This is a genomic window from Micromonospora sp. MW-13 (assembly GCF_003434305.1).
Taxonomy (GTDB): Bacteria; Actinomycetota; Actinomycetes; order Mycobacteriales; family Micromonosporaceae; genus Micromonospora.
In genome coordinates this window covers 1-24185 of the sequence record NZ_QKKX01000001.1, presented here as the reverse complement: position 1 = coordinate 24185, position 24185 = coordinate 1, and the positions used below count along the sequence as shown (strand labels likewise).

General features: G+C 71.9%; 23 protein-coding genes, 1 tRNA gene and 3 pseudogenes. 10 read left to right on the top strand and 17 right to left on the bottom strand.

The features are described from left to right. Window positions 1-173: 173 nt before the first annotated feature. On the bottom strand, window positions 174-656 hold the full coding sequence (locus C5N14_RS00130; protein ID WP_117664740.1) for a hypothetical protein: 483 nt from the start codon (window positions 654-656) through the stop codon (window positions 174-176). Window positions 657-768: 112 nt separating this feature from the next. On the opposite strand from C5N14_RS00130, the gene C5N14_RS00125 reads away from it, so the two are divergent. Further along, the gene (locus C5N14_RS00125) at window positions 769-1122 is read left to right on the top strand and encodes a hypothetical protein (protein ID WP_117664739.1); all 354 of its coding nucleotides are present in this window, start codon (window positions 769-771) and stop codon (window positions 1120-1122) included. Here C5N14_RS00125 and C5N14_RS00120 read toward each other — a convergent pair. The 7 genes from C5N14_RS00120 to C5N14_RS00090 all read right to left on the bottom strand — a co-directional run bounded on the left by C5N14_RS00120 (window position 1109) and on the right by C5N14_RS00090 (window position 9027). Next, on the bottom strand, window positions 1109-2677 hold the full coding sequence (locus C5N14_RS00120; RefSeq protein WP_117664738.1) for a serine/threonine-protein kinase: 1569 nt from the start codon (window positions 2675-2677) through the stop codon (window positions 1109-1111). The genes C5N14_RS00125 and C5N14_RS00120 overlap by 14 nt on opposite strands. Before the next feature lie 31 nt (window positions 2678-2708). Next, window positions 2709-3188: a hypothetical protein gene (locus C5N14_RS00115; RefSeq protein ID WP_243639007.1), complete on the bottom strand. Its 480-nt coding sequence runs from the start codon at window positions 3186-3188 to the stop codon at window positions 2709-2711. 167 nt (window positions 3189-3355) lie between these two features. Continuing rightward, window positions 3356-6943, bottom strand: coding sequence for an adenylate/guanylate cyclase domain-containing protein (locus tag C5N14_RS00110; RefSeq protein ID WP_117664737.1), 3588 nt, complete (start codon window positions 6941-6943; stop codon window positions 3356-3358). Continuing rightward, a complete protein-coding gene (locus C5N14_RS00105; RefSeq protein WP_117664736.1) occupies window positions 6940-7752 on the bottom strand; it encodes an MBL fold metallo-hydrolase in 813 nt (270 codons plus the stop codon). The genes C5N14_RS00110 and C5N14_RS00105 overlap by 4 nt, the downstream gene beginning before the upstream one ends. A 122-nt stretch (window positions 7753-7874) precedes the next feature. Then, entirely contained in the window at window positions 7875-8336 is a 462-nt protein-coding gene (locus C5N14_RS00100; RefSeq protein WP_117664932.1) for a RidA family protein, read from the bottom strand. Between the two features lie 5 nt (window positions 8337-8341). Then, window positions 8342-8497: a DUF4177 domain-containing protein gene (locus C5N14_RS00095; protein WP_013736319.1), complete on the bottom strand. Its 156-nt coding sequence runs from the start codon at window positions 8495-8497 to the stop codon at window positions 8342-8344. Between the two features lie 44 nt (window positions 8498-8541). After that, window positions 8542-9027: a hypothetical protein gene (locus C5N14_RS00090; protein WP_117664735.1), complete on the bottom strand. Its 486-nt coding sequence runs from the start codon at window positions 9025-9027 to the stop codon at window positions 8542-8544. A gap of 667 nt (window positions 9028-9694) precedes the next feature. Between C5N14_RS00090 and C5N14_RS00085 the strand changes: the two are divergent. From C5N14_RS00085 to C5N14_RS00075, 3 genes and pseudogenes are all read left to right on the top strand, one after another. Further along, a pseudogene (locus C5N14_RS00085) lies at window positions 9695-10237 on the top strand (hypothetical protein); the annotation flags it as partial. Window positions 10238-10314: 77 nt separating this feature from the next. Further along, entirely contained in the window at window positions 10315-11292 is a 978-nt protein-coding gene (locus tag C5N14_RS00080) for an ArsA-related P-loop ATPase (protein WP_117664734.1), read from the top strand. Window positions 11293-11345: 53 nt separating this feature from the next. Then, on the top strand, window positions 11346-12497 hold the full coding sequence (locus tag C5N14_RS00075; protein WP_207892563.1) for an ArsA-related P-loop ATPase: 1152 nt from the start codon (window positions 11346-11348) through the stop codon (window positions 12495-12497). Window positions 12498-12503: 6 nt separating this feature from the next. Here the strand turns inward: C5N14_RS00075 and C5N14_RS00070 are convergent, their stop codons facing one another. Further along, the gene (locus C5N14_RS00070) at window positions 12504-12821 is read right to left on the bottom strand and encodes a WhiB family transcriptional regulator (RefSeq protein ID WP_117664732.1); all 318 of its coding nucleotides are present in this window, start codon (window positions 12819-12821) and stop codon (window positions 12504-12506) included. Between the two features lie 400 nt (window positions 12822-13221). On the opposite strand from C5N14_RS00070, the gene C5N14_RS00065 reads away from it, so the two are divergent. After that, the gene (locus tag C5N14_RS00065; RefSeq protein ID WP_117664731.1) at window positions 13222-15657 is read left to right on the top strand and encodes a transglycosylase domain-containing protein; all 2436 of its coding nucleotides are present in this window, start codon (window positions 13222-13224) and stop codon (window positions 15655-15657) included. Window positions 15658-15781: 124 nt separating this feature from the next. Here C5N14_RS00065 and C5N14_RS00060 read toward each other — a convergent pair whose 3' ends face one another. Further along, window positions 15782-16237 carry a GatB/YqeY domain-containing protein gene (locus C5N14_RS00060; RefSeq protein WP_117664730.1) on the bottom strand — a complete coding sequence of 152 codons (456 nt, stop codon included), beginning with the start codon at window positions 16235-16237 and terminating at the stop codon, window positions 15782-15784. A gap of 25 nt (window positions 16238-16262) precedes the next feature. Between C5N14_RS00060 and C5N14_RS00055 the strand changes: the two genes are divergently transcribed. Both C5N14_RS00055 and C5N14_RS00050 read left to right on the top strand, forming a co-directional pair. Further along, on the top strand, window positions 16263-17156 hold the full coding sequence (locus C5N14_RS00055; RefSeq protein ID WP_117664729.1) for a metallophosphoesterase: 894 nt from the start codon (window positions 16263-16265) through the stop codon (window positions 17154-17156). Between the two features lie 329 nt (window positions 17157-17485). Continuing rightward, window positions 17486-17559: transfer RNA gene (locus tag C5N14_RS00050), tRNA-Pro, on the top strand. Window positions 17560-17628: 69 nt separating this feature from the next. On the opposite strand, the pseudogene xerC reads toward C5N14_RS00050, so the two are convergent. Next, window positions 17629-18423 (bottom strand): annotated as a pseudogene (gene xerC, locus C5N14_RS00045) (tyrosine recombinase XerC); the annotation flags it as partial. Here xerC and C5N14_RS31635 point away from each other — a divergent pair. Both C5N14_RS31635 and C5N14_RS00040 read left to right on the top strand, forming a co-directional pair. Then, the gene (locus tag C5N14_RS31635; RefSeq protein WP_165878004.1) at window positions 18329-18928 is read left to right on the top strand and encodes a hypothetical protein; all 600 of its coding nucleotides are present in this window, start codon (window positions 18329-18331) and stop codon (window positions 18926-18928) included. The pseudogene xerC and the gene C5N14_RS31635 overlap by 95 nt on opposite strands. Then, window positions 18928-19734: a protein phosphatase 2C domain-containing protein gene (locus C5N14_RS00040; protein ID WP_117664728.1), complete on the top strand. Its 807-nt coding sequence runs from the start codon at window positions 18928-18930 to the stop codon at window positions 19732-19734. The genes C5N14_RS31635 and C5N14_RS00040 overlap by 1 nt, the downstream gene beginning before the upstream one ends. Window positions 19735-19858: 124 nt before the next feature. Here C5N14_RS00040 and C5N14_RS00035 read toward each other — a convergent pair whose 3' ends face one another. The 6 genes and pseudogenes from C5N14_RS00035 to C5N14_RS00010 form a co-directional block, all read right to left on the bottom strand. Further along, window positions 19859-20815 (bottom strand): hypothetical protein, encoded by a 957-nt coding sequence (locus C5N14_RS00035; RefSeq protein ID WP_128763495.1) that lies wholly within the window; start codon window positions 20813-20815, stop codon window positions 19859-19861. 35 nt (window positions 20816-20850) lie between these two features. Further along, entirely contained in the window at window positions 20851-21414 is a 564-nt protein-coding gene (locus C5N14_RS00030) for a hypothetical protein (protein WP_128763494.1), read from the bottom strand. A gap of 503 nt (window positions 21415-21917) precedes the next feature. After that, window positions 21918-22160, bottom strand: a pseudogene (locus C5N14_RS00025) (tyrosine-type recombinase/integrase); the annotation flags it as partial. A gap of 130 nt (window positions 22161-22290) precedes the next feature. Next, window positions 22291-22683 carry a nuclear transport factor 2 family protein gene (locus C5N14_RS00020; protein WP_117664725.1) on the bottom strand — a complete coding sequence of 131 codons (393 nt, stop codon included), beginning with the start codon at window positions 22681-22683 and terminating at the stop codon, window positions 22291-22293. A gap of 170 nt (window positions 22684-22853) precedes the next feature. Further along, on the bottom strand, window positions 22854-23126 hold the full coding sequence (locus C5N14_RS00015; RefSeq protein WP_117664724.1) for a hypothetical protein: 273 nt from the start codon (window positions 23124-23126) through the stop codon (window positions 22854-22856). A gap of 209 nt (window positions 23127-23335) precedes the next feature. Further along, on the bottom strand, window positions 23336-23779 hold the full coding sequence (locus C5N14_RS00010) for a hypothetical protein (protein WP_117664723.1): 444 nt from the start codon (window positions 23777-23779) through the stop codon (window positions 23336-23338). 11 nt (window positions 23780-23790) lie between these two features. Between C5N14_RS00010 and C5N14_RS31905 the strand changes: the two genes are divergently transcribed. Next, window positions 23791-24042, top strand: coding sequence for a hypothetical protein (locus tag C5N14_RS31905; protein WP_165878003.1), 252 nt, complete (start codon window positions 23791-23793; stop codon window positions 24040-24042). Window positions 24043-24185 lie beyond the last annotated feature (143 nt).

The window sequence follows — 24185 nt, the reverse complement described above, 5'->3', positions numbered from 1 at the left end:
TTGCCTTCCGGTGGGGGACGGGACGTGCCGAGGAAACCTCGACCTGCGTCACTCTAGGGACCCGCGTCGAGGATCGCCGCCCGCGAAAGGCCCAGGAAAGGGTCAATTCTCCGACTGACGTAACGAATTCCTCGTGATCGACGCTTCCCTGTCCCCGTCGACTGGCCGGCGGGTCAGCCGACGGCCCGGAACCAGGCCGGGGCCGGCGGTTCGGCGGCCTCGCCACCGGCGACACCCGGCACGTACGAGTCGACCACCCGCCAGCCGCCCGCGTCCCGCCGCATCAGCAGGAACGCGTCGACCTCGCTGTACGGCGCGCCGATGCCGTACACCTCACCCTCGTCCACAGTGGCCCGTCGGGCGGCGCAGAGCGCGCCCGGGTCCGGCTTCGCGTCGGCGCACAGGCCGACGAAGCGCGGGGTGCGGCCGGACTTCCCCTTCAGGAACCGGACCACCGCCTGGTCGAAGGTGACCTGGGCGGTCGGGCTCGCCGGGGGCGGGCCCGCCGACCCGTCGGACGCGCCGGCCGGGGTCGCGCCCGCAGGCCCGCCCGTCGGCGTCGCGGCCGGCACCGGCCGTGGCGGCTCCGCCGATCCGCAGGCCGCCAGCCCGCCCGCCGCCAGCAGCGCGACCACGATCCGGGCTGTCCGCTCCACCGATGCTCCCTGCGTGCCGCACGATCCGTACCCGCCATTGAAGCCGATCTGGCCGGGCCGGGTGGGGGCCGGGTGCGGTTGACACGCACGCCGGCTCCGCCATCCTTGACGGGTGACCCGATTCCCTCGGCCCGACGCGCGCGCCGGGGCGGTCGCCGCGTCGCTGGCGGCGCTCGCCCTGCTGGTGACGCTGGCCTGGTGGCGTCCGCGCAGCATCCTGGCGGTGGTGCTCGCCCTGCTCTGCGTCCTGCTGGTGATGGTCGCCGGGGTGTCGCTGACCGAGCTGCGGCAGCGCCGCACGGAGGCCCGGGAGCGCACGGGTGACGGGCCGGCGGAGTGGCCGACGCCGGGGGTCACCGGCCTGAGCGGCGTCGACGCCGACACGCTGGAAGCCCTGGACAGCCGGGACGCGCTGCGGGCGGTCCAGGAACGCCGGCGGAACGCGGGCGGGGTCAGCGACCGCTGAGGGTCGGCTCGTCGAGCCCGTCGGCGCCGCGCCCGGCCAGGCAGCGGTACGTCCGGTCGGTGCCCGTCCCGTCCGGCGGCAGCACCTCCAGGTGCCAGCCGCTGGTGTACGCGATGCCGCTGGTCAACCGGAACGTCACCGGGTTGCAGACCCGCCGCACGGCGGGGTCGGCGCTGACCTGGTCGTGCCCCGCGCCGGCCAGGGCGGGGGGCAGCTCGCCGGCGGCGTAGGTCTCCCAGGTGTGCCGGCCGTCGCAGGGCAGCCGGGCGGCCTCCGCCCGGTCGCCGCGCACCCGCACCGGACCGAAGCACTCCAGCTCGGCGACGCACCGCGCGCCCGTCGGCAGCTCGACGGCTCCCGGCGAACCCGACACGCAGCCCGGCAGCGTGCCCCACGGTCCGGTCGCCGACGTGGCGATCGCGCTGGCGACCGGCGTGGGTGTCGGGTCGGCCGGCGCGCCGCCTGCCACCCAGGCGCCGGCGCTGGCCGACGCGGCCAGCGCGAGCACCCCGGCCCCGCCGAGGAACCAGCGCCGCCACCGGCGGCCGGACGTCGTCGGCATGGTGGGGTGGTCGTCCTCGACCGGGGGACGCGGGGCGGGCCGGCCCGACTGGCCGGTGCCGTACAGGCCGCCGGAGGTGGACGGGCTGCCGGTGGTGCTGCCGATGGTCGGGCCGCCCGAGGACGGGCCGCCGGACACGGGCGCGCCGCTGACCGGCGCGCTGACCGGGTCCAGCGGCAGGGCGGCGAGCAGGCCGCGCAGCTCGACGGCGGACGGCCGGGCGCCCGGGTCGTTCACCATGCCCGCCCGGAGCACGTCGAGCAGGTCCTCCGGCACCCCGGGCAGCCCGGGGATCGGCTGGTGGAACATCTCCAGCACGGTGACCAGGCTGGGGTTGCGCTCGGACTGCCAGCGGGGCGGGCGACCGTGCATCACGGCGTAGAGGGTGGCGCAGAGGGCGTACACGTCGACCGCGGGCGACGGCGGGCTGTGGTTGAACATCTCCGGCGGCGCGTACGCGGGGGTGAGCACCTCCAGGGTCACCGACGCGTCGCGCACCTCGGCCAGTACGGCGAGCCCGAAGTCGGCCAGCACCGCCGGGTTGAAGTGGGAGTGCAGGATGTTCGCCGGCTTGACGTCGCGGTGCAGCACCCCGTTGGCGTGCGAGTGGGCCAGCGCGTCGGCGATCTTCACGCCGAGGTCGCGGGTCTCCGCCGGGCCCAGCGGGGAGCTGCGCATCCGCTCGGCGTACGACCCGTCGCACAGCTCCATGATCAGATATGGGTGCCGGTCGACGGTGACCCCGACGTCGAACAGGTCCACCACGTGCGGGTGCGAGGACATCTTTCCCGCCGCCCGCGCCTCGCGCAGGAATCGGGCCTGGTCCCGCTCGTTGTCCAGGGTGCGGTTCTCCACCTTGACCGCGACCTCGCGCCCCACGGAGATCTGAGTGGCCCGGTACACGGTGGCGTAGCCACCCCGGGCAAAGACCTCCAGATCGGTCAGACCGGGCACGATGGGCAGTCGCATGGCGCCGGGCGGGGTGTCGGTCACGGCTTCGAAACTACCCAATCGGCCCGGTGGCTCAGCGGTCCGCGTCAGCAGCCGGGACCGCGCCGCGCACCGCGCCCGGACCGTCACGCTCCGCGCCCGTCGGGGTCGACACCGCCCGGCGGGCGTCCCAGCGCAGGGCCACGGCGGTGGCTACCGCGCCCAGGCCCTCCCAGAGCGCCACCGTAAAGAACCGGCCCGGCGCGACGCCGGCCAGCACCACGATGGTGAACACGGTGAAGGTGACCAGCCGGAAGAAGACGGTGAACCGGTAGAAGGCCCGCCACTCGGTGGCGGTGGCCAGCAGGTAGTAGACCCCCATGTTGAACGACGCCATGGAGGAAGCGGTCAGGAAGGTGCCCGTGTAGTCGCCGGGGGCCCGGTCCTGCGACACCTCGAAGCCGAGCATCCGTAGCTGGGCCTCCGGCCAGAGCAGCCCGAGCGCGCCCATCAGCAGCGCCAGGACGCCGAAGACCGCGATCGTCCAGCCGGCGCTGGAGCGTGGCAGCCTCATCACGTCCCTCCCGGGGCCCGGCACGGTCGCCACAGTGGACCGCCACTCGGAACTGACACCGTAACCGGTGCCGCCCGCCGTCGCATCGGCGGAACCGGCAGACTAACCGACTCGCGCGCCGACCGCCTGTCGGGACGGCACGCCGCACGCACCCGGCCGCGCCCCGCTCACCCCCGCAGGCGGACCCGCAGCGCGTCCGCCGCCAGCCGCTCGCTGCGCTGCTCCGTCGCGTACGCCAGGCGGACGGCCTCCTCGGCGCTGGCCAGCGCCTCGGCGGGCCGGCCAGCGGCGGCCAGCGCCTCGGCCAGCACGCTCGCCGCGACCACCTGGCTGCGCACGTCCTCGGCCGGGGCGGCGATCGCCCGCTGGGCCCAGTCCAGGGCCTGCTCGTGCTGGCCGTGGGCGAGCAGCGCGGAGGCGTACCGGGCCATGGTCTGGCGGCGGGAGAACAGCAGCGACGGCGCGTTCGTGGCGGCGGTGGCCACCGGGGCGAGCAGCCCCACGGCGGTGGCGGAGTCGCCGGCGGCCAGCCGGGCGGTGGCCAGCAGCACCCGGGGGCCCACCTGGGCGGGCGCCTGCGGGTTGTGCGGCTCGACGGCGGTCAGCACCGCCCGCGCCGAGCGCTCGGCGGTGTCGCAGTCGCCCATGTCCAGCGCCACGAAGCCGCGCAGCGTCCCGGCCATCCCGGTGAGCAGCGGGTGCGAGGTCCGCTCGGCGTACGACATCGCGTCGGTGAGCAGGTCGGCGGCGTGCGCCGGCTCGCCCAGCCCCCGGGCGACCACCCCGCGCGCCACCAGGGCGAAGCCCCGCCCCCAGTCGTCGGAGACCTCGGCGAAGTCCCGGTACGCCTGGCGGGCCGCCCGGTCGGCCTCGGCGATCTCACCCAGCTCCGCGCCGGCGAACGCCTCGACCGCGCGCAGCGTGCCGACGGCCCACGCCTCGCCGACCCGCTCGCCGAACGGGAGGAAGACCCGCGCCAGCCGGCACGCCTCCCGCAGCCGGCCGGCGAGCAGCCGGGCGAACGCCGTGGTGCCGCGCAGCCAGGCCCGCCCGTACGGGTCCTTCAGCTCGGCGAAGAGCCGGGCGGCCCGGCCGAGCACCGCGTCGGTGCCGGCGAAGTCGCCCCGGGTGGTGGTCACCCAGGCCAGGTTCTGCAACGACCACGCCTGCCCCCGCCGGTCCTGCGCGGTCAGGCTGACCTGGTACGACGCCGCGAGCCGGCTGCTCGCCTGGCCCAGCCGGCCGGCCACGAAGTCGGCCATGCCGAGCCGGCGCATCGCCGAGGCGCGCAGCGTCGGCAGCTCCCCGGCGGTGGCCACCTGCAACGCCTCCTGCCAGCAGGCCACCGCCCGGGCCTGGTCGCCGAGGGTCTGGTGGGCCTGCCCGGCGAGCAGCAGCGCGCTGGTCCGGGTGCCGGCCTCGTCCCCGGCGTTGGCGGCGATCTTCTCGGCGTAGGCGAGCGCGTCGGCCGCCCGACCGATCTGGAGCAGCGCCCGGGCGTGCGCCACCCGGTCGGCCGCCGGCAGCCCGCCCCGGGCCAGCTCGGCGGCGCGCTCGGCGTACTCGACGGCGGCGGACGGCTCCCCGGCCTGCAACGAGCGGCGGGCGGCCCGGCCCAGCGCGGTCACCCCCAGCGGGGCGACGGTCCGCGCCGGCGCGTCCGGACGCAGCTTGACCGCGTCGGCGAGCGCGGCGGCCCGCTCGACGTGCTCGGCGACGAACGCGTCCCGGGCGGTGTCGGTGAACCCGCCCGGGGCGGCCGGCTCGCCGGGCCCGCCGGGCGCGGCCCAGCGGGCCAACGCGGCGTGCCGCTCGGCCAGCTCAGCCTTGCTCACCCCGGAGTAGGCGGCCTCCCGCATCAGCGGGGTGGCGAAGGCGAACCCGGTCCGGGTCCGGTGCAGCATCCGGCGTTGCAGCAGTTCCTCGACGGCCCGGTCCAGCTCGACGGCCACCACGGCGGCCGGCCGGCCGTCCCGCCCGGCGCGCTGCTCGCGCAGCGCCTCCAGGGCACCGGCCGGGACGGTGTCGCCGACCACGGCGGCGTCCCGCAGCACCGACCGGGCGTCCGACGGCAGCGCGTCGATCCGGGCCGCGAGCACGGCGGCCAGGTCCCGGGAGAGCAGCCGGCTGCCGAGCGAGCCGGGCGCCAGCCGCCAGCCGGCGTTGGCCGGGGCGGACCGGTCGGCCACGGCGGTCAGCGCGCCCCGCTCCATCAGCAGGGTGACCAGCTCGGCGAGGTAGAACGGGTTGCCCTGGGCGGTGGCCAGCAGCCGGTCGGCGTCGGGCTGCGGCAGCTTCCCGCCGCTGAGGTAGCTGGTGAGCAGCCGGGCCGCGTCGGCGCCGCGCAACGGGGGCAGCGCGTGCACCTCGGCGTCCGCCACCCTGGTCAGCGCCCCCGCGGTACGCACCAGCTCGGGGCGGCCGAGCAGCACCACCAGCACCGGGCCGGTGAGCCGGGACAGGGTGGCCCCGAGCGCCCGGATGGTCTCGGCGGTGGCGTCGTGCAGGTCGTCGACGATCACCGCCAGCGGGGCCTCGGCGGCCATGGCGCTGAGCAGGTCGGCCACCGCGTTGGGCACCGCGTCGGCGTCGGCGGGCGGCTGGGCGGCGCCCCACTCGCCCTGGTCGGCCGGGCTCCCGGCGGGCAGGTCGGCGTACCCGAGCAGGGCCAGTAGCTGGTCAGCGGCGACCGGCGCGACGTCGTCGCCGAGCCGGCCGAGGCGCTGGCTGAGCCGGCGCAGCCGCTCCTCGACGGCCGGCCGGGTCAGCGCGGTCGCCGCGTCGTTGGGCAGGCCGACGGCGGCCCGGACCAGGTCGGCCAGGGGCGCGAGCCGGCGGCGCTCGCCGAACGCGGCGCAGCGCACCGAGAGCACCCGGGCCCCGGTGTGCGCGGCGTACCGCCCGGCGCCGACGTCGTAGCCGGCGGCGAGGCGCTCCACCTCGGCGGCGAACCGGGACTTGCCGATCCCGGCCTCGGCGGTCATCAGCAGCACCCGGGGCTCACCCCGGTCGATCACCTCGGCGAGCCGGCCGGCGACCCGGCCGATCTCGGTCTCCCGGCCGACGAACGGCGCCTCGTCACCGAGGCCCGACCGGGTGCCCGGGGCGTCCAGCAGGCCGAGCAGCTCGTACGCCTCGACCGGCTCGCGCTTGCCCTTGAGCCGCAGCGGACGCAGCGCCCGCCAGGACGCCACGTGCCGGGTCGCGGCGGACGTGCGGGCACCGGCGTAGACCGCGCCCACGGCGGCGGCGTCGGCGAGCCGGGCGGCGGTGTTCACGGTGTCGCCGATGACGGTGTACTCGATCGCCGCCTGGATGCCGGCGATCACGTCGCCGGTGTTCAGGCCGACCCGCAGGCCGAGCGGCGCGCCGCCGCCCTGTTCGTCGTCGAGCACCCGGCGCACCGCCCGCTGCATGGACAGCGCGGCACGGACCGCCCGCTCGGCGTCGTCCTCGTGGGCGACCGGGGCGCCGAAGACCGCCATGATCCCGTCGCCGGTCAGCTTGTCGACGTGCCCGCCGAAGGTCTTGACCGCCCCGGCCAGGGCGGCGAGCACCCGGTCGGTGACCGCGCCGACCCGCTCCGGGTCGAGGTCCTCCGACCAGGAGGTGAAGTCGGACAGGTCGCCGAAGAGCACGGTGACCACCCGCCGCTCGGCGGCGGGCAGCGTGGCGGCGGCCGGCAGGGCGGCGCCGCAGTTGTGGCAGAACCGGGCACCTGGCACGGCGACCGTCCCGCACACCGGGCAGGTCACGGCCGCTCCGCCCCGTCCGGGGTGACCCCCAGGTACTCCAGCTGGGCGCGGACCGACCACTCGGCCGCCCACCACAGCGAGCGGTCCACGTCGGCGTACACCCGCGCCACCACCTCGGGCGCGGTGGTGACGCCCTCGGCGACCGCCCGCCGTACCTGGTCGAGCCGGGCGCGGCGGTGGGCGAGGTAGAACTCGGCGGCGACCGCGCAGTCGGCCAGCGCCGGGCCGTGCCCCGGCAGCGCCGGCACCCCCCGGTACGTCGAGAGCAGCTCCAGGCTGGCCAGGTAGTCCCCGAGGTGCCCGTCCGGGTGGGCGACGACGGTGGTGCCCCGGCCCAGGATCGTGTCGCCGGTGAGCACCACCCGCTCGCCGTCGTGCTCCACGAGGAAGCAGACCGAGTCGGCGGTGTGGCCCGGTGCGGGCAGCGGCCGGATGACCAGGCCGGCCTGGTCGAGGTCGCCGCCCGGGTCGAGCGGCGGCCCGCCGTGGCTGTGCGCCGGGTCGACGGCCCGCACGGGCGCGCCGTCGAGCAGCTCGCGCAGCCGGGGCGAGCCCTCGGTGTGGTCCGGGTGCCCGTGGGTGATCAGCACGGTGGCGACGGGGCCGTGCGCCGCGATCGCGGCCAGGTGCCCGTCGTCGGCCGGGCCGGGATCGACCACCACCGCCGGCTCGCCGGGGCCGGACCGCAGCACCCAGGTGTTGGTGCCGTCGAGGGTCATCGGCCCCGGGTTCGGCGCGCGCAGCAGCGTCACCCACCCCGGCAGCTCGCCTGCCAGCGCCCCCACGGCCGCCGTGATGTGCCCGGTCATGCCAGCGATCGTACGACCCCGCCCGCCCCTCCCCGCGATCTTGCACCTACGGCCCGGGATTTGTGCCCGTTCACGGCTTTGACCCGGGCCCCGAGTGCATGATCGTGGGGAGCGGCGGAGGATCAGGCGACCTCGACGATCAGTTCGACCTCGACGGGGGCGTCGAGGGGAAGCTCGGCGACGCCCACGGCGGAGCGGGCGTGCCGGCCGGCCTCACCGAAGACCGCGCCGAACAGGTCCGACGCGCCGTTGACCACGCCCGGCTGGCCGGTGAAGCCCGGGGCGCTCGCGACGAAGCCGGCCACCTTGACGATCTTGACGACGTTCTCCAGGCCGACCAGCGCGTCGACGGCCGCGAGGGCGTTCAGGGCGCACCGCTGCGCCAGGTCCTTGGCCTGTTCGGCGGAGACGCCGGCGCCAACCTTCCCGGTGGCCAGCAGCTTGCCCTGTGCCATGGGAAGCTGCCCCGAGACGTAGACGTGCTGCCCGGACTGGACGGCCGGCACGTAGCTGGCCACCGGGGGCACCACCTCGGGCAGCTCCAGCCCGAGCTCGGCGAGCTTCGCGTGCGGTCCGTTGCTCACGTCGCTCACGCCTTCGGTCGCTTGAGGTACGCGACGAGCTGCTCCGGGTTGGGGCCCGGGACCACGGACACGAGTTCCCAACCGTCCTCACCCCAGTTGTCGAGGATCTGCTTGGTCGCGTGGACCAGCAGCGGCACGGTCGCGTATTCCCACTTCTGCATCGGCGCAGGGCTCCCTAGGAGGCGGTGACGTTTCCGCCCACAGCCTACGATCCGGCGCCGTCGGGCGGCGCGGGACGCTGCTCCGGGGCGGTCGGCGGCTCACCACAGGGCCCCTCGTGGTCGTACCGCTGGGGGCAGCGGGACCGGTCGGGCAGCAGGAGGTCGCAGAAGACCCGGTGCCGGTTGTTCTGGTCGTCGGCGGTGGAGACGGTGGTCTCGCCGGCGTCCAGCTCGGGCAGGAAGCCCAGCGAGATCGCCACCTTGCCGGCCAGCGCCGCCGCCGCCGCCAGGTCGGCCACCCGGATCGGCAGGTGGATGACGTACCCGGTCTCCTCCTCGTCCCGGGAGCGTTCGGCCGGGCGGCTCAGGGTCCGCAGCATCTCCCCCGGGTCGGTGAGCCGCCGGTAGGACCGCTCGTTGAACGGCAGGCCGGTGACCGGCCCCTCCTCGCCCGCAGGGCCGGGCCCGACCCGCCGGGCACTTCCGCTGGGCGGGAACTGGGCTCGGGAGATGTTGTCGGTGTCGCGCATGCACTGCCTCCGGGCCTCGCACCTGATCAAGTCGTCACCATGTGGCCCGGACCATCCGCCGATCCGTCCCCCGCGCCGGCACGAACGTAGGACCGATTCCCGACAGGGACAACGGGGCGCGCATGCCCGATCACCTCAAGTCACATATGCGACAGATTGCGGGTCCGGTACCGGATGGCGGCGATCGACGCTCCATGATCGCCGCATCGCGGCGTCCGGCCCGGGGACCCACCCGGAGGGCCGTTCACCGCTACCCTTCCGTCGGACGGACGCGCATGGACCGTCCACCTTCGTTCGACCAGCCCTCGCGTCCGCGCGACGACGACGGGCCGCACCCCGGGGGATCGACATGACCCAACCGCCCGACGGCGGCGCCACCGGTACGCCCAGCGGTCCGCCCTCCGGCGACCGTATCCCCGACCCGGCCGGCGGCCCGGCCTCCCCGGCCCCAGCCGGCGGCCCAGCCGCACCGACCCCGCCCGGCGTCGACCCCGGCCCGCCCACCAACGCCGCCCCGCCCGGCGCGCCGACACCCGGCCCGTTCGGTGCCACCCCCGCTCCGCCCGGCGCGCCGGCACCCGGCCCGTTCGGTGCCACCCCCGGCCCGCCCGGCGCGCCGGCACCCGGCCCGTTCGGGCCGCCGGCCGGTCCGGGCCCGTTCGGCGGCCCGGCCCAGCCCGCCGCGCCCGGCGGCCCGGTGAACCCCGTGGCGGGCGCGTTCCCGCCTCCGCCGGGCTACCCGCCGTACCCCGCCCCGGTCGCCCCGAAGAAGCGGCGCGGCGTGCTGATCGCCTCGATCGTGGCCGCCCTGGCGCTGCTGCTGTGCGGCGGCGGTGGGGCAGCCGCGTTCCTCACCCTGCGCAACGTCGAGAGCGGCGAGGGTGCGAAGGAGCCGGCCGAGGCGGTCGCCGCCTTCCTCACCGCGGTCTACCAGGAACAGGACGCGAAGAAGGCCGCCGGCCACGTCTGCGCCGCGTCGCGGGACGACAAGAAGATCGCCGCGAAGGTGACGGAGGTGCGCGGGTACGCCGAGCAGTACAAGAGCCCCCGGTTCTCCTGGCCCAGCCCGAAGGTGGACAACCAGACCGGCGACCGGGCCACGGTCAGCGCCAAGGTGACCATGACCACGTCCGACGAGAAGGTCGCCGACCAGGACCTCCGCTTCACGGTCGTGCGGAAGACCGGCTGGTGGGTCTGCGAGATCGCCTGACCGCCCGACGGCGGCCGACCAGGGACCACCCGGGCCGGCCGCCGTCGCGTCCGCGGCCGGGTGGATAGGCTCGACGGGTGCGAGCAGCTGAGCGGCCGGCCGACCCGGCCGGTACCGAGTGGCCGGCCCGCCTCCACGTGGTGACCGGCAAGGGCGGCACCGGCAAGACCAGCGTGGCGGCGGCGCTGGCCCTGGCGCTGGCCACCGGCGGCCGGCGCACCCTGCTGGTGGAGGTCGAGGGGCGGCAGGGCATCGCCCAGCTCTTCGACACCGACCCGCTGCCGTACTCCGAGCGGCACCTGACCGACGCCCCCGGCGGCGGCGAGGTGCGGGCCCTGGCGGTGGACGCCGAGGAGGCCCTGCTGGAGTACCTCGACATGTTCTACAAGCTCGGCGCCGCCGGCCGGGCGCTGCGCAGGTTCGGCGCCATCGACTTCGCCACCACCATCGCCCCCGGGCTGCGGGACGTGCTGCTGACCGGCAAGGTCAAGGAGGCCACCACCCGCACCGTCGGGCAGCGCCGGGCGTACGACGCGGTGGTGCTGGACGCGCCGCCGACCGGGCGGATCGGCCGGTTCCTCAACGTGACGGCGGAGACGGCCCGGCTGGCCAAGGTGGGCCCGATCAAGAGCCAGAGCGAGGGGGTCGCCGCGCTGCTGCGCTCCCCGATGACCGCGGTGCACGTGGTGACGCTGCTGGAGGAGATGCCGGTCCAGGAGACCGTCGACGCGATCGCCGAGCTGACCCAGCTCGGCTTCCCGGTGGGCCGGGTGGTCGTCAACGCGGCCCGGCCGCCGCTGCCCGCCGGCCGGGCGGTGAGCGCGGCGGAGCTGAGGCGTGGACTGGTCGCCGCCGGGCTGCCGGCCGACCGGGACACCGTCGCCGGGCTCGCCGGCGAGGCGCGCGACCAGCTGATCCGCCGGGAGCTGGAGGACTCGCTCCGGGCCGACCTGGTCGAGCTGGGGCTCCCCCTGACCGAGCTGCCGCTGCTGCCCGACGGGGTGGACCGGGCGGGCCTGGAGACGCTGGCCCGGGCGCTCATCCGGGCGGATTGACTCACACTGGAGCCGGCACGGCGCGGAGATTCCCCGAAGCCCGATACGCTCGATTGGTGCCTTCCGAAGACGCGGCGCCGCAGCTGGACGTCGACCAGATCCTCGCCGACCCGGGCGTGCGGATCGTGGTGTGCTGCGGGGCGGGCGGGGTGGGCAAGACGACCACCGCCGCCGCGCTCGCGCTGCGGGCCGCCGAGCAGCACGGCCGGCGTACGGTGGTGCTCACCATCGACCCGGCCCGCCGGCTGGCCCAGTCGCTCGGCCTGACCGAACTGGACAACACCCCCCGCCAGGTCAAGGGCATCGACGTCGAGGCCAGCGGGGGCGAGCTGCACGCCATGATGCTCGACATGAAGCGGACCTTCGACGACGTGGTGCTCCAGCACACCGACCCGGCGAAGGCGGCGGAGATCTTCGCCAATCCCTTCTACCAGGCCATGAGCTCCACCTTCGCCGGCACCCAGGAGTACATGGCGATGGAGAAGCTCGGCCAGCTGCACGCCCGGGGCGAGTGGGACCTGATCGTGGTGGACACCCCGCCGTCCCGCTCGGCGTTGGACTTCCTGGACGCGCCGGCCCGGCTGTCCCGCTTCCTCGACGGCCGGATGCTGCGGCTGCTGCTGGCACCGGCGCGCAGCGGGGGCCGGAGCATGTTCAGCCTCGTCACCGCGAGTTTCGGGATGTTCTCGAAGGTGGTGCAGAAGGTGCTCGGCGCCCAACTGCTCACCGACCTGTCCGGCTTCGTGGCCGCGCTGGACTCGATGTTCGGCGGCTTCCGGCAGCGGGCCGAGCAGACGTACCGGATCCTGCAGGCGCGGGAGACGGCGTTCCTGCTGGTCGCGGCCCCGGAGCCGGACGCGGTCCGGGAGGCGGCGTACTTCGCCGGGCGGCTGGGCGAGGAGCGGATGCCGCTGGCCGGCCTGGTGCTCAACCGGGTGCACCGGCCAGCGGTCGATTCCCTGGACGCGGCGACCAGCCTGGCCGCCGCCGACCGGCTGGCCGAGGCCGGCGGGCACGATGGCACGGTCGACGTGTTGCGGGCCCACGCCGCGCTGGCCCAGCAGGCGCACCGCGAGCAGCAGGTGGCGGCCCGGTTCACCGAGGCGTTCCCGCAGGTGCCGGCGGTGTCGGTGACGGCGCAGCCCGCCGACGTGCACGACGTCGACGGGCTGCGGACGATCGGCGCGGCGATCAGCCGGCCGTGACCGGCGTCAGCCAGCCGTGACCAGGACCTTGTCCTTGCCGGACTTCTCCTTGGCGTTCTTCTTCATGGCCGCCTCGAACATCTTCCGCCAGCTCGCGACCTGGGGGTGCCGGCGCAGCAGAGCCCGGCGTTCCCGCTCGGTCATGCCACCCCACACCCCGAACTCGATCCGGTTGTCGAGCGCGTCGGCCAGGCACTCGTACCGAACTGGGCAGCTCCGGCAGATCCGCTTCGCCACGTTCTGTTCAGCGCCCTGTACGAACAGCGCGTCCGGGTCCCCGTTCTGACACGCCGCCAGTGACGGCCAGTCAGTGATCATGCCCATGTGTACACGTCCCCCCTTGCAGTACCTACCGACGTCGCGCGACCAGCCGTCGAATCCCCCCTGTCGTCCGCCCGGCCTCCCCAGGGCGGCACGGACGACGTGTGGCTCGGTCACCGCCACCATCATGCTCTGTAGTCGACTGATTACGCAACGTTGTCGGCAAAATCCATCATTACGGACACTCCCGGCTTCCCGGGCCTTCGGCCCCCGTCTACCCGGCCGGAGTAGGTGAAAACGCCGCGCCGCTCCTCCGATCGGTGAAGACTCGTCGCCGGATCCACGCAACCTCGCACCAGGGTTCGTGCGTTTAGCACAACGAGGTCGGCGCGCGCAGGAAATGGGAGAAAGACGCCCCAGCGCCCCTCATTCCCTACTCGCGTACCCTGTCGAGGTGACCTGGATGCGGAAACGTGACCACAATGTGCTGACCAACGCCGCATCGCTACTCATCTGTGGCCTACTGGCCGGCGTGGTGGTCGCGGCGGCGGCCTTCCCCGCGGTGGCGATGTCCGGGCTGGCCGCCAAGGCCGGCGCGGAGACCTTCGGAGCCCTGCCCAACGAGCTGACGGCGCCCCGAGCGCCGCAGATCAGCTACCTGCTCGCCTCCGACGCCAAGACACCGCTGGCGACCATGTACGACGAGAACCGGCGCGACGCGAAGCTCGCCGACATCTCGCCGTACATGCAGAAGGCGATCATCGCCGCCGAGGACCACGACTTCTACAAGCACAACGGCGTGGACCTCAACGGCATCGCCCGCGCGTTCGTCAACAACCAGTCCGGCGCCAACTCGCAGCAGGGCGCCTCGACGCTGACCATGCAGTACGTCCGGCTGGCCGTCGCGTACTCGGCCACCCACCCGGCCGACGTGGTCGCCGCGACCGAGGACACCAGCGCCCGCAAGCTGCGCGAGATGCGGATGGCCCTCTCGGTCGAAAAGGAGTTCTCCAAGGACGAGATCCTCACCCGCTACCTGAACCTCGCCTCCTTCGGCAACGGCGCGTACGGCATCTACGCCGCCAGCCAGGTCTACTTCGGCAAGCCGCCGAGCAAGCTCAGGATCGACGAGGCGGCCATGCTGGCCGGCATGGTGAAGGCTCCGACCACCAACGACCCGACCACCAAGGCCGGGTACCCGCTGGCCCTCGCCCGGCGCGACTACGTCATCGGGAACATGGTCGACATCGGCGCCATCACCAAGGAGGAGGCCGAGGCGGCCAAGGCCACCAAGATGGTGGTCAAGGACAAGAAGACCCCGAACGGCTGCGTCGCCACCAACAAGAAGGAGTGGGGCTTCTTCTGCGACTACTTCTACCGCTGGTGGATGCAGCAGGAGACGTTCGGCTCGACCTCGTACGACCGGGAGCGGCGGCTCAAGAGCGGCGGCTACACCATCGTCACCAGCCTCGACGCGCAGGCGCAGAACGGCGCCGACAAGGCGGTCCGCAAGGGCCTCGGGGTCAACAGCAAGGCGGCCCGGATGGTCGCGGTGGTCGAGCCGGGGACCGGGCGGGTCCGGGCGCTCTCGGTGAACCGGAACTTCAAGATCGACGACCCGAACAAGCCGCAGAACAAGATCAACAGTGACCCGAGGAAGGCCAAGAAGAAGATCCGGGGCAACTACCCCAACACGGTGAACCCGCTGCTCACCGGCGGCGGCGACATCAAGGGGTACCAGGCCGGCTCGACGTTCAAGATCTTCACGATCGTCGCCGCGCTGGAGAAGGGCATCCCGCTCAGCTACACGATCAACTCGCCGAAGCAGTTCAAGTCGGAGTACATCATCAGCAGCAGCAGCAACGCGGCCTGCCCGGGCACGCACTTCTACTGCCCCACGAACTCCGTGGAGTCGATGGCCGGCGTGCACAACATGTGGAGCGCGTTCGGCCGGTCGGTGAACACCTTCTTCGTCCCGCTCCAGCAGCAGGTCGGCTCGGAGAACGTGATCAAGGCGGCGCAGAAGCTGGGCATCCAGTTCCGCTCGGCCGAGGACGCCAGGTTCGCCACCAACAAGGAGGCGGCGCACCAGTGGGGCGCGTTCACCCTGGGCGTCTCGGCCACCACGCCGCTGGACCTGGCCAACGCGTACGCGACCCTGGCCGCCGACGGCAATTACTGCGAGCCGATCCCGGTGCAGGAGATCAAGGGCCCGGACGGCAAGAAGCTGGACATCGCCAACCCGCGCTGCGAGCAGCGGATCAGCACCGAGGTCGCCCGGGCGGCCGTGGACGCGGCCCGCTGCCCGGTCGGCGACCGCTCGTCGACCTCCAAGTGCGCCGGCGCGACCGCCCCGAACGTGCGCGGCATCGTCGGCAAGCCGGTGGCCGGCAAGTCCGGCACCACCGACTCGGAGAAGACCTCCTCCCTGGTCGCGATGACCAAGCAGTACGCGGTCGCCGGCATACAGGCCGACCCGGACTGGCCACAGACCAACCAGAGGATGGGCCACGACGTCTCGACCGGCATCAACCCCCCGGTGTACGAGACGCTGCGCGACGCCATGAAGGGCAAGAAGGGCATCGAGTTCACCCCGCCCAGCGGCAAGATCATGGAGGGTGACCAGCGCTCGATCCCCGACGTGAAGTGCGTGGACATCGAGACCGCGAAGGACCGGCTCAAGGGCGCGGGCTTCGACGTGGTGGTCTCCTCCAGCCGGGTGCCGTCGAGCTGCGCGGCCGGCAAGGCCGCCGGCACCAGCCCCAACGGCCGCACCATCAGGGGCGGCGTGGTGACGATCGAGGTCAGCGGCGGCAGCGGCAACCCGCCGGCCAACGGCGGCCCCGGCGGGCCGCCCGGCAACGGCACCGGCAACGGCCGCCCGGGGCGCCCCGGCTGACCGACCGGACCCGGCTCGGCGTGACGACGCGACGGGCGGGCACACCCACTCCGGGGTGCCCGCCCGTTTCGCGTGTGCGGGGGCGCTCAGGCCGGTCGGCGTACCCCCGGCTGGCCCGGGAGGCTCAGACGCCGAGCTGTCGGCGCACCTCCGCGGCCACCCGGCCGCCCTCCGCCCGGCCCGCCACCGCGGTCTGGGCCGCCTTCATGGCCGGGCCCATCTGCGCCTTCCCGCTGAACCCGCCGGCGGCGAGCGCCCCCGCGACCAGCTCGGCCAGCTCGTCGTCGGCGAGCTGACTGGGCAGGTAGCGGTCCAGCACCTCGCCCTCGGCGGTCTCCTTCGCGGCCTGCTCGGCGCGACCGGCGTCGGCGAAGGCGGTGGCGGCCTCGCGCCGCTTCTTCGCCTCCTTGGTCAGCACCGCGAGCACCTCGTCGTCGGTGAGCTCGCGCTTGGCCTTGCCGGCGACCTCCGCGGTGCCGACGGCGGCCAGCGCCATCCGCAGGGTGGAGGTGGTCAGCTCGTCGCGGCCCTTGAGGGCGGCGCGCATGTCGGCGGTCAGGCGGTCCTTCAGCGTGCTCATGAACGGTGAAACTACCCTGATTGGCATGCGAAAGCGCACACTATTCCGGCTCGCCCTCGGGACCGCCGCCGCCGGAGCGGCCACCCTGGCGTACGCGTCCCTCGTCGAGCGCAACATGTTCACCCTGCGCCGGTTCGACGTGCCGGTGCTGCCCGCCGACACCGAGCCGCTGCGCGTGCTACACCTGTCGGACCTGCACATGATGCCGGACCAGCGGCGCAAGCAGGAGTGGGTGGCGTCGCTCGCGGCGCTGGATCCGGACCTGGTCGTGGTCACCGGGGACAACATGGCCGACCCGGGCGCGGTCCCCGGCGTGCTGCGTGCCCTGCACCCGCTGCTGGACCTGCCCGGCGCGTTCGTCTTCGGCTCGAACGACTACACCGGGCCGGTGCTGAAGAATCCGTTCAGCTACCTCCTGCCCGACCGGGAGTACACCGAGGGCGCAGAGCTGCCGTACGAGGAGCTGCGCGACGTCCTCACCGGGGCCGGCTGGGCGGACCTGAACAACGCCCGGACGACGCTCAAGGCGGGCGGCCGGCTGATCGAGCTGGTCGGGGTCGACGACCCGCACGTCGCGCGCGACGACTACCCCGCCGTCGCCGGCCCGGTCTCCGCCTCGGCGGACCTGTCGATCGCCCTGGCCCACTCCCCCGAGCCGGCCGTGCTCGACCGGATGGCCGAGGACGGCTTCGGCCTGCTGCTCGCCGGCCACACCCACGGCGGCCAGGTCTGCGTGCCCGGCTACGGGGCGCTGGTGACCAACTGCGGGCTGCCCCGGTCGATGGCGAAGGGCCTGCACCGCTGGCCCGGCTCCGACTCCTGGCTGCACGTCTCCGCCGGTTTGGGCACCCACCCGACCGCACCGGTCCGGTTCGCCTGCCGCCCGGAGGCGAGCATCCTCACCCTGATCCCGCGCTGACCTGCCCCCGCCCCCGTCCCCGCCCCCTTCCCCGCCTCGGGCCGGGGCGCAGGGCGGGTGTGATGTGTGCCGCCTTTGGAGCTGCCCCGTCTGCGCCACCGCCTGCCGGGCGGGGCCGACCCTGGTTGGCGCGGGGTCGGCGCGGGGCGGGTCGGCGGCCGGGTCCTACTGGCTTGTGTGGGGCGGCGGGGCAGGTCATCGGCCCTGTGGAGCTGAGTCTTTCGCGACATCGGCGGAGGACCGCCCCGGGCCGGCCCCGGCGGGACGAGGGGGCGGGGGTACCGAGTTTGACCATCGGACCGGGTGGGCTACTATTTGTCGGCACGCCTCGGGGTGTGGCGCAGCTTGGTAGCGCGCTTCGTTCGGGACGAAGAGGTCGTCGGTTCGAATCCGGCCACCCCGACAGAGGTCAGAGGGCACATCCGATCGATGGATGTGCCCTCTAGTGCGTCCTGAGTGACTAACTGAGTGACTACCGGTCCGAGGTGAGTGCGAAGATTCGGTCCATCGCGATCGCGCCGCTGAGAAGTACCGGCCTGAGTTGGTGGCGGTAGACCTTCTCGGTGACCGTGGTTCCCGAGTGTCCGCACAGGTCGGCAATGTCTTCCAGGCTCACGCCGCTGCTGGACAGGACCGACACGAAGCTGTGCCGTAGCTCCCGGGGCGTCCAGTCGGCGGCGTTGAGTCCGGCCTTGGTGGCGACCCGCCGGAACGCTCGCCGGACGTTGGCGGCGTCCAGGGCGCCACCGACCGAACTCGTGAAAACGAGGTCCCCCGGCTGCCAGTCCTTCCCGGCCTTCTTCCGGTCCCGATCTTGCAGCGCCCGGTGTTGCCGGAGCGCGGTCACGCACCGGAGAGGTAGGGCGAGGGTACGACGGGACTTCCTGGTCTTCGTATCGCCACCGGCCCGGACGGAGTGCCATACCGCGATCGATGGCGGGACAGGCGGGTCGGGGTCGGGTCGGCCGTCCAGGTCGACATGCTCCCAGGTGAGCGCGCGTAGTTCCTCGGTCCGTGCACCGGTCAGCAGCGACAAGACGACGTACGCGTAGAGCCGGGTGTCTTCGGCAGCGCCGAGAATTGCCCTGGCCTGGTCGAGCGTGAGCGATTTCGACGGCCGACCCTGCTGTCCATTGGGAAGCGAGCAGAGCGCCACGACGTTCCGTTTCACCTTGTCACGCGCCATCGCCCGATTGACGGCCCGGTTCAGGCAGGCGTACAGCTCGCGCAGCGTGCGGGTACTCAACGATTCCGCCTTGTCGGCTACCTACGAACGGCTATCCGGACTGGCGCGTTCCCTGAGCCTCAAAGCGGAGTACGAGGTAGTTCCCCCGCCAGGGATGATCAAGCTAAACCGCACCAATCTGATTGTCTGCGGTAGCCCCCGAATTCTGCCCTTCGTTGGTCAGGTGTTGGAGTCGGACCCGAACCTTGGATTCCGCAACGATGACGGCGGCTGGTATTTGGTCAACCATGTGACCGGGGAGGAATACCGTTCACCTGCCAATAAAGGCGAACCTTTCGACTACGCCTACGTCGGCAGGCTTCCTCGTCCGGACGGTCGGGGATCGTTCCTGTATCTGGCCGGCATTCATGCGCTGGGCACGAAGGGTGCTGGCCGGTATTTGGAAGACAACCTTGACACTCTGTACCGGGAAGTGAAGACGCGTCGCTTCTCGGTGCTTATCGCATGCAAGTACGACCCGAAGACGCATGAAATTCTCTCCACTGAAGCGATGACCCCGGTGTTTCGGAATGAGGGTGTGGGCTAATGCGGGTGTTAAGTGCCTCCGATCCTGGTGATACCAATAAGGCCAATGAAGACTGGTTCAGCGCTTCACCCCGCCTGATTGTCGTCCTCGACGGCGCTACGGCCCGGACGGACACCGGATGCCGGCACGGCGTTTCCTGGTACGCCGCAAAGCTGGGGTCGGTCACTGGCACGCTGGCTGCTGACCTGGAAACGCCTCTCAAGGAAGCCCTGAAGACTGCCATCGAGCAGGTTGCCGAGATGCACAAGGAATGCGACCTCAACCACCCGGGTACGCCATCGGCAGCGGTTTCGATTCTCCGAGTCAACGGCAGCGCATGGGAGTACCTCGTGCTCGGTGACATCAGCGTGGTCATCGACCAGCAGGCCGGGAAACCAGTTGTCGTCACCGATACCCGGGTCGACAGCACCGCGCGCCCCGAACGGGACGAGGTAGACCGACACCTGATCGGGTCCCCGGAGAAGCAGGCGGCGTTGCTGCGGATGAAGCATGCCGAGCTGGCCGCGCGCAACCAGCCCGGTGGGTTCTGGGTCGCCACCGCCATCCCAACCGCTGCTGACCACGCCATCGTGGGCAGCGTCCCGCTCGACAAGGTGCAGCGCCTGGCCGTGCTCACCGATGGTGCGGCACGGATCGTGGATCTCTTCGGCGCTCTCGACTGGCCGGCGGTGCTCGACAACCTCAGCACACACGGACCCGCAGAACTGATCCGCCAGGTACGGACGTTGGAGGGCGCCGACCCGCAGGGCGCGCGTTGGCCACGCAACAAGCGAAGCGATGATGCAACGGTCGTCTACGCGGCATAGAGCGCCTGGGGGTGGCTCAGCATGGGCGGCGGCAGCGGCCCTGAGCAAATAGAGCCTGTAGCAGCACCTTCGACGGCCGGCCGTTCCCCGAACGGGAACGGCCGGCCTTTCGGCACGAAACGGGCTACCAGTCGATGGTCTTCTCCGCTTGAGTTGCCCGGGCCCGTACACCAGCCCAGTCGGCAGCCATCTGCGTCAGCTCGGTGGCGTGGTCGGCCTCGAACGCAGCCAGCTTCGGCTCCAGCAGCGTGAGAGTCAGCTCGTACGCGGGGCGTCGGCAGTCTGCGTCTGCTTGAGCGGCCGCCTGCTCGCCGGCCTTCGCCGTAACGAACTGCGGGCTGGTCGTGGCGACGGCCAGCCGGCCGGAATCGGTGTCGAGGAGCGGGGCGTAGCTGTTGCGGACCACGCCGGCCAGTTCCTCTCTGTTCGCCGCGTTGATGCCGCGTTTGGCCATGCACGTGGCGTAGCCTGCGGACTGCGCCTTGACCTCGGAGGTGCTCACGACGGATCCGACCAGGGTGTCGAGGTCTGCGAACAGCTTGGCGGACAGCGCCGGAGTGCCCGCGTTCTGGTACTCCTTCGCTGACGGCTGGCACTTGGTGACTTGTGCGGCGTACGCGGCCTTGCCCGCCTTGTTCAAACGGTCGTGGCCGGGGTTGTCGCTGTCGGGTGTCGGCGTTCGGGTCAGGTCGGCGGCGACGTACAGGCCGTTGGCGGTGACGTGGGCGGTGTCCACCGGCACGATCTCGTCATACATGCTCAGCGGACGCACCGCCTGCCAGTGCTCGTACGGGTTGACGAACCGTGGTGGCGTGTAGTCGAGTTTCGCGTCAGCCATGCAGTCACGGATGGGCCGCTGATAGGCCACGTACGTCAGGAGCTGGCCTGCGCGGCGATCGTCGAGGTCACCGTCGATCTGCCGGGCGAGCCGGTCGAGTGACTGCTGTACGCCACCCAACTGCGGCCCGGTCGTGCCGGCGTCGGTGGTCCTGGCCGCGCACCCGCCCGCCAGCGCGGCCATGGCCGCGAGCAGGCCCACGCCTACCGGGGTCCACGCTGGCAGGTCAGCGATACGTCGCATTGCAGTTCTCCTCTGTGCCACCTTGTTCAACGCCATCAGGAATCGGCCAGACGTGAGTTGCCACCGTCGTGGTACTCGGTGGTGCCGTTAGCTTTCATAAGCCAGTACCGCGTGATCCAGTTGCTGGTGTTGAGGCTCGGGTTGACCGAGCCCAGCGGGATCTGCGCCTGGGACGAGTCAGCGCACCCGCTGGTCGTGTTGTTGGCGCCGTAGCACGCGGCGAACTTCTGCATGGCGACAAAGCTAAACCCGCCGGGCACGCTTTCGGTGGACGTGCCCTGGTGCAGTGAGCTGGACAGGTCACACTGCCGGACAGCGCGGGCGTCGAAGTGGCCGTTGCTGACCTCCCAGTCGAACCAGGTGGTCTCGCAGTTGCCACTGGTCATGTTGTAACCGGTGGCCTTGATCGTGACGACGCGGGTGTTCTTGTTCCACGTGGCGTAGCCGTTGGACTTCACAGTTGCGGAGATCACCGGGCCGACGTACAGGGTACCGGATCCCACGTAGATGTCGGCGTGGGCGACGCCGGGCAGTGTCATCGCCGCCATCGCTGCTGCTGTAGCGGTAGCCGCTGCCCTTAATGCATGTTTGATCGTCACGCAACCCCCCCTTGTGACTCACCGTAGTCGATGAGTTGCTGAGAGCTTACATGAATCGCTGCAGCTAACGACCCGTGCACGGTTGCGAGTCCGTAAGTGTCGATGATCATTGTTCGCGTCATGGTGGAGGCTGTGATCATGACGAATCGTCGGCTGATGGACCTGTCCCGCTCGGTGATTGAGGGCCTGGTCAACGAGCTGGGGCCGCAGTGTTGGCCACTTGCGGACACCCCGACTGAGTGAGTGATCGTCATACCCCCGCAGGTCTGAGTGACGTACTGAGTGACAACAGGTGCGGATGCTGGCGGACATATGCGAACGGGGGCGGACCATTTTCCCTGGTCAACGTCAGTGACACGGCACCTCATCGACCCATGATCATTCGTTCGGGACGAAGAGGTCGTCGGTTCGAATCCGGCCACCCCGACAGAGGTCAGAGGGCACATCCGATCGATGGATGTGCCCTCTAGTGTTTCCGTACAGCAGTTGAGCACAGCAGCGGCCTATCGCAGGCTTTCCCCCAGGCGCTTCAGCGCGTCGCGGGTGGCGTCCGAGGACGCCTGGGAGTAGATCTCCATAGTCACCGAGACCTCGGCGTGCCGGAGCACCTGCATGATGACGCGCGGGTGAACGTCCAGGTCGACAAGCAGGGTCGCGTAGGTACGCCGGGCGTCGTGCACGGTGATCTTCCGGACCCCGGCCCGGGCGCAGCGGGCGTCCCAGGAACGGTTGAAGTTGCGCGGTTCCCCCGCGCACGTGCGCGACCCTCGCGGCTCGACCTCGACACATGACCGTCCGCCTGGAGTCGCTCCCACCTGAAGATCAGGTGTATGGAGCTACCGCTGACAGCTTTTCGGTTGTCCTGGTGTGCCCGTGTCAGCTTCCCGCGGGACGGGCGGCGGTCGGCTGCGGCGGCCAGAAAGGCCACTCCTCGAACGAGCTGCAGCGCCCATCCTCGGCGAAACGCATGATCCACAAGTCGCGGTACTCCTGGTCAACTGGGTCGCCGTACCGGACCTCCACCCGCGCCACCGCAGTGTCGCCCTCGACCGCGACGACCTCACTGGCCATCTGGAACACCTCGTCAGGGCCGAACCGCTCGTCTTCCCACATCCGGGCGATGGCCGGCAGACCGATGACCCGTTTCTGGAAGGGCCCCTGCAGATAGCTCGCCTGTGCGGTGAAGATCGTGGCGAGCACCTCCGTCCCCGGCGTCCGCCACGCATGCTCGTACGCCGCGAGCCAGCCAGCCACCTGCTTCCTATCCATTAGCGCCAGTTTGCCATCTGACAGAGCGCTCGACGGCGGTATCCGGTCATGCCGGAATCCGGAGTGTCACCCAGGTCCTGATACCGATGTGTCACGCAGGTTCCGAGACCGGACACCGGCTGCCGGCACGTTCCAGGTTGGCATTACATGATGGGTTACGCCACATGGACCTAGCCCTCTCGCAGATCGCGGGCCAGCATCAGCGGAACCGAGTCAAGACTCAGCGGGAAGGTCCCGGGGTCGAGGTGGATGTGACTCCCAGACGGCGCACTTTCGTCCGAAAGGGCCAGGCACCACCGTGCGAGATCTCGCAGGCCGGGTCGGTCGCCGAAAATCTCGACTGAGCCATCCACGATCTCGATGGACACCGTGCCACCCTCCACGGGCGCCACAACGCCACGCGCGCTGTCGTAACCAGGCACCGATAGCACAATCTCGTCCATGCGAATGAGTGTGCCCCAGGCTCGGTCGTTGCTGGCCTGCTGTGTCACCGATTATCTGGGAGCCGCTGTGTCCGGCATCAAATGAAGCCCGACGGGCCGGCTGCCGGCCATGTCGAGCTCCACTTGATGCGTGACGGATTGCGTTCAGATGATCCGTTACACATCCGGCTAGACGATCTTGGGTGTTCCTGGTTTCAGGCTACTGCTCTTCAATCCCAAAAGTTGAACAGCAGCTCGCCGACGGTGGTCGGCTTCCAGTAGCTGATCTGGTCGTGCTCGCCGGGGGCGAGGGCGCTCAGGTCGACCTGTGACAGCGGGGTTCGTAGCTGGTCGACGGTGAGGACCTGGGTGTCGGTCAGGCTGATGATGGCGGCGGCGAGGTCAGGATGGTCGACGAAGGTGATGGTGAGGTCGTCGCGGGGATGGGCGAAGGCGATGAACGGCAGGGCGGTATGCCGCAGCACCGTGATGTGGTGCTCAGGGTGGGTGATGTCGATCGTGTGGAAGTTCGGTGTGACGTCGGCAGGAGTGACGCCGGTGACGGTCGCGTCGACGGTGCGGGCGGCCTGGTGGCAGATGGCGGTGAAGGCCCTGAGGTCCGCTTGGTCGCCGGGTGGCGGGTTGAAGCCGGTGGCTCCGGGCGGCAGCTTCATGGTCGGGCTCCGTGGTCGTCGCGGTCGGTGCAGGCTATCCGACGCTGTCGTGGAGGTTCGGGCTTGCGGACCTTGAACCGGGCGATGGGCTTGGTGGTCGTGCGAGGCACCTCCGTGAGGAGTTGGTCGCCGTCGTGGACGCGGAAGGTGGTGTCGGCGTCTTCGACGGTGACGGTTCGACCAGCGTGGCCGATGCCGACGTGGATCTTCTGACCGGCGATGACGAGGACGCCTCGGCTACTGATGCGTCGTTCGACCCGTAGTGGTGCTGATGGCGGTGACGGTGGTGGTCCGGCGGGTCGGCCGTCGCGGATGCGGGCCTGCTCTTGTGGGGTCAGCGGGTTGGGCAGGCTGCGTAGCAGGGTTCGGTCATTGTCGAGCAGGTGGAGGACGCCGCGGTCGAGAC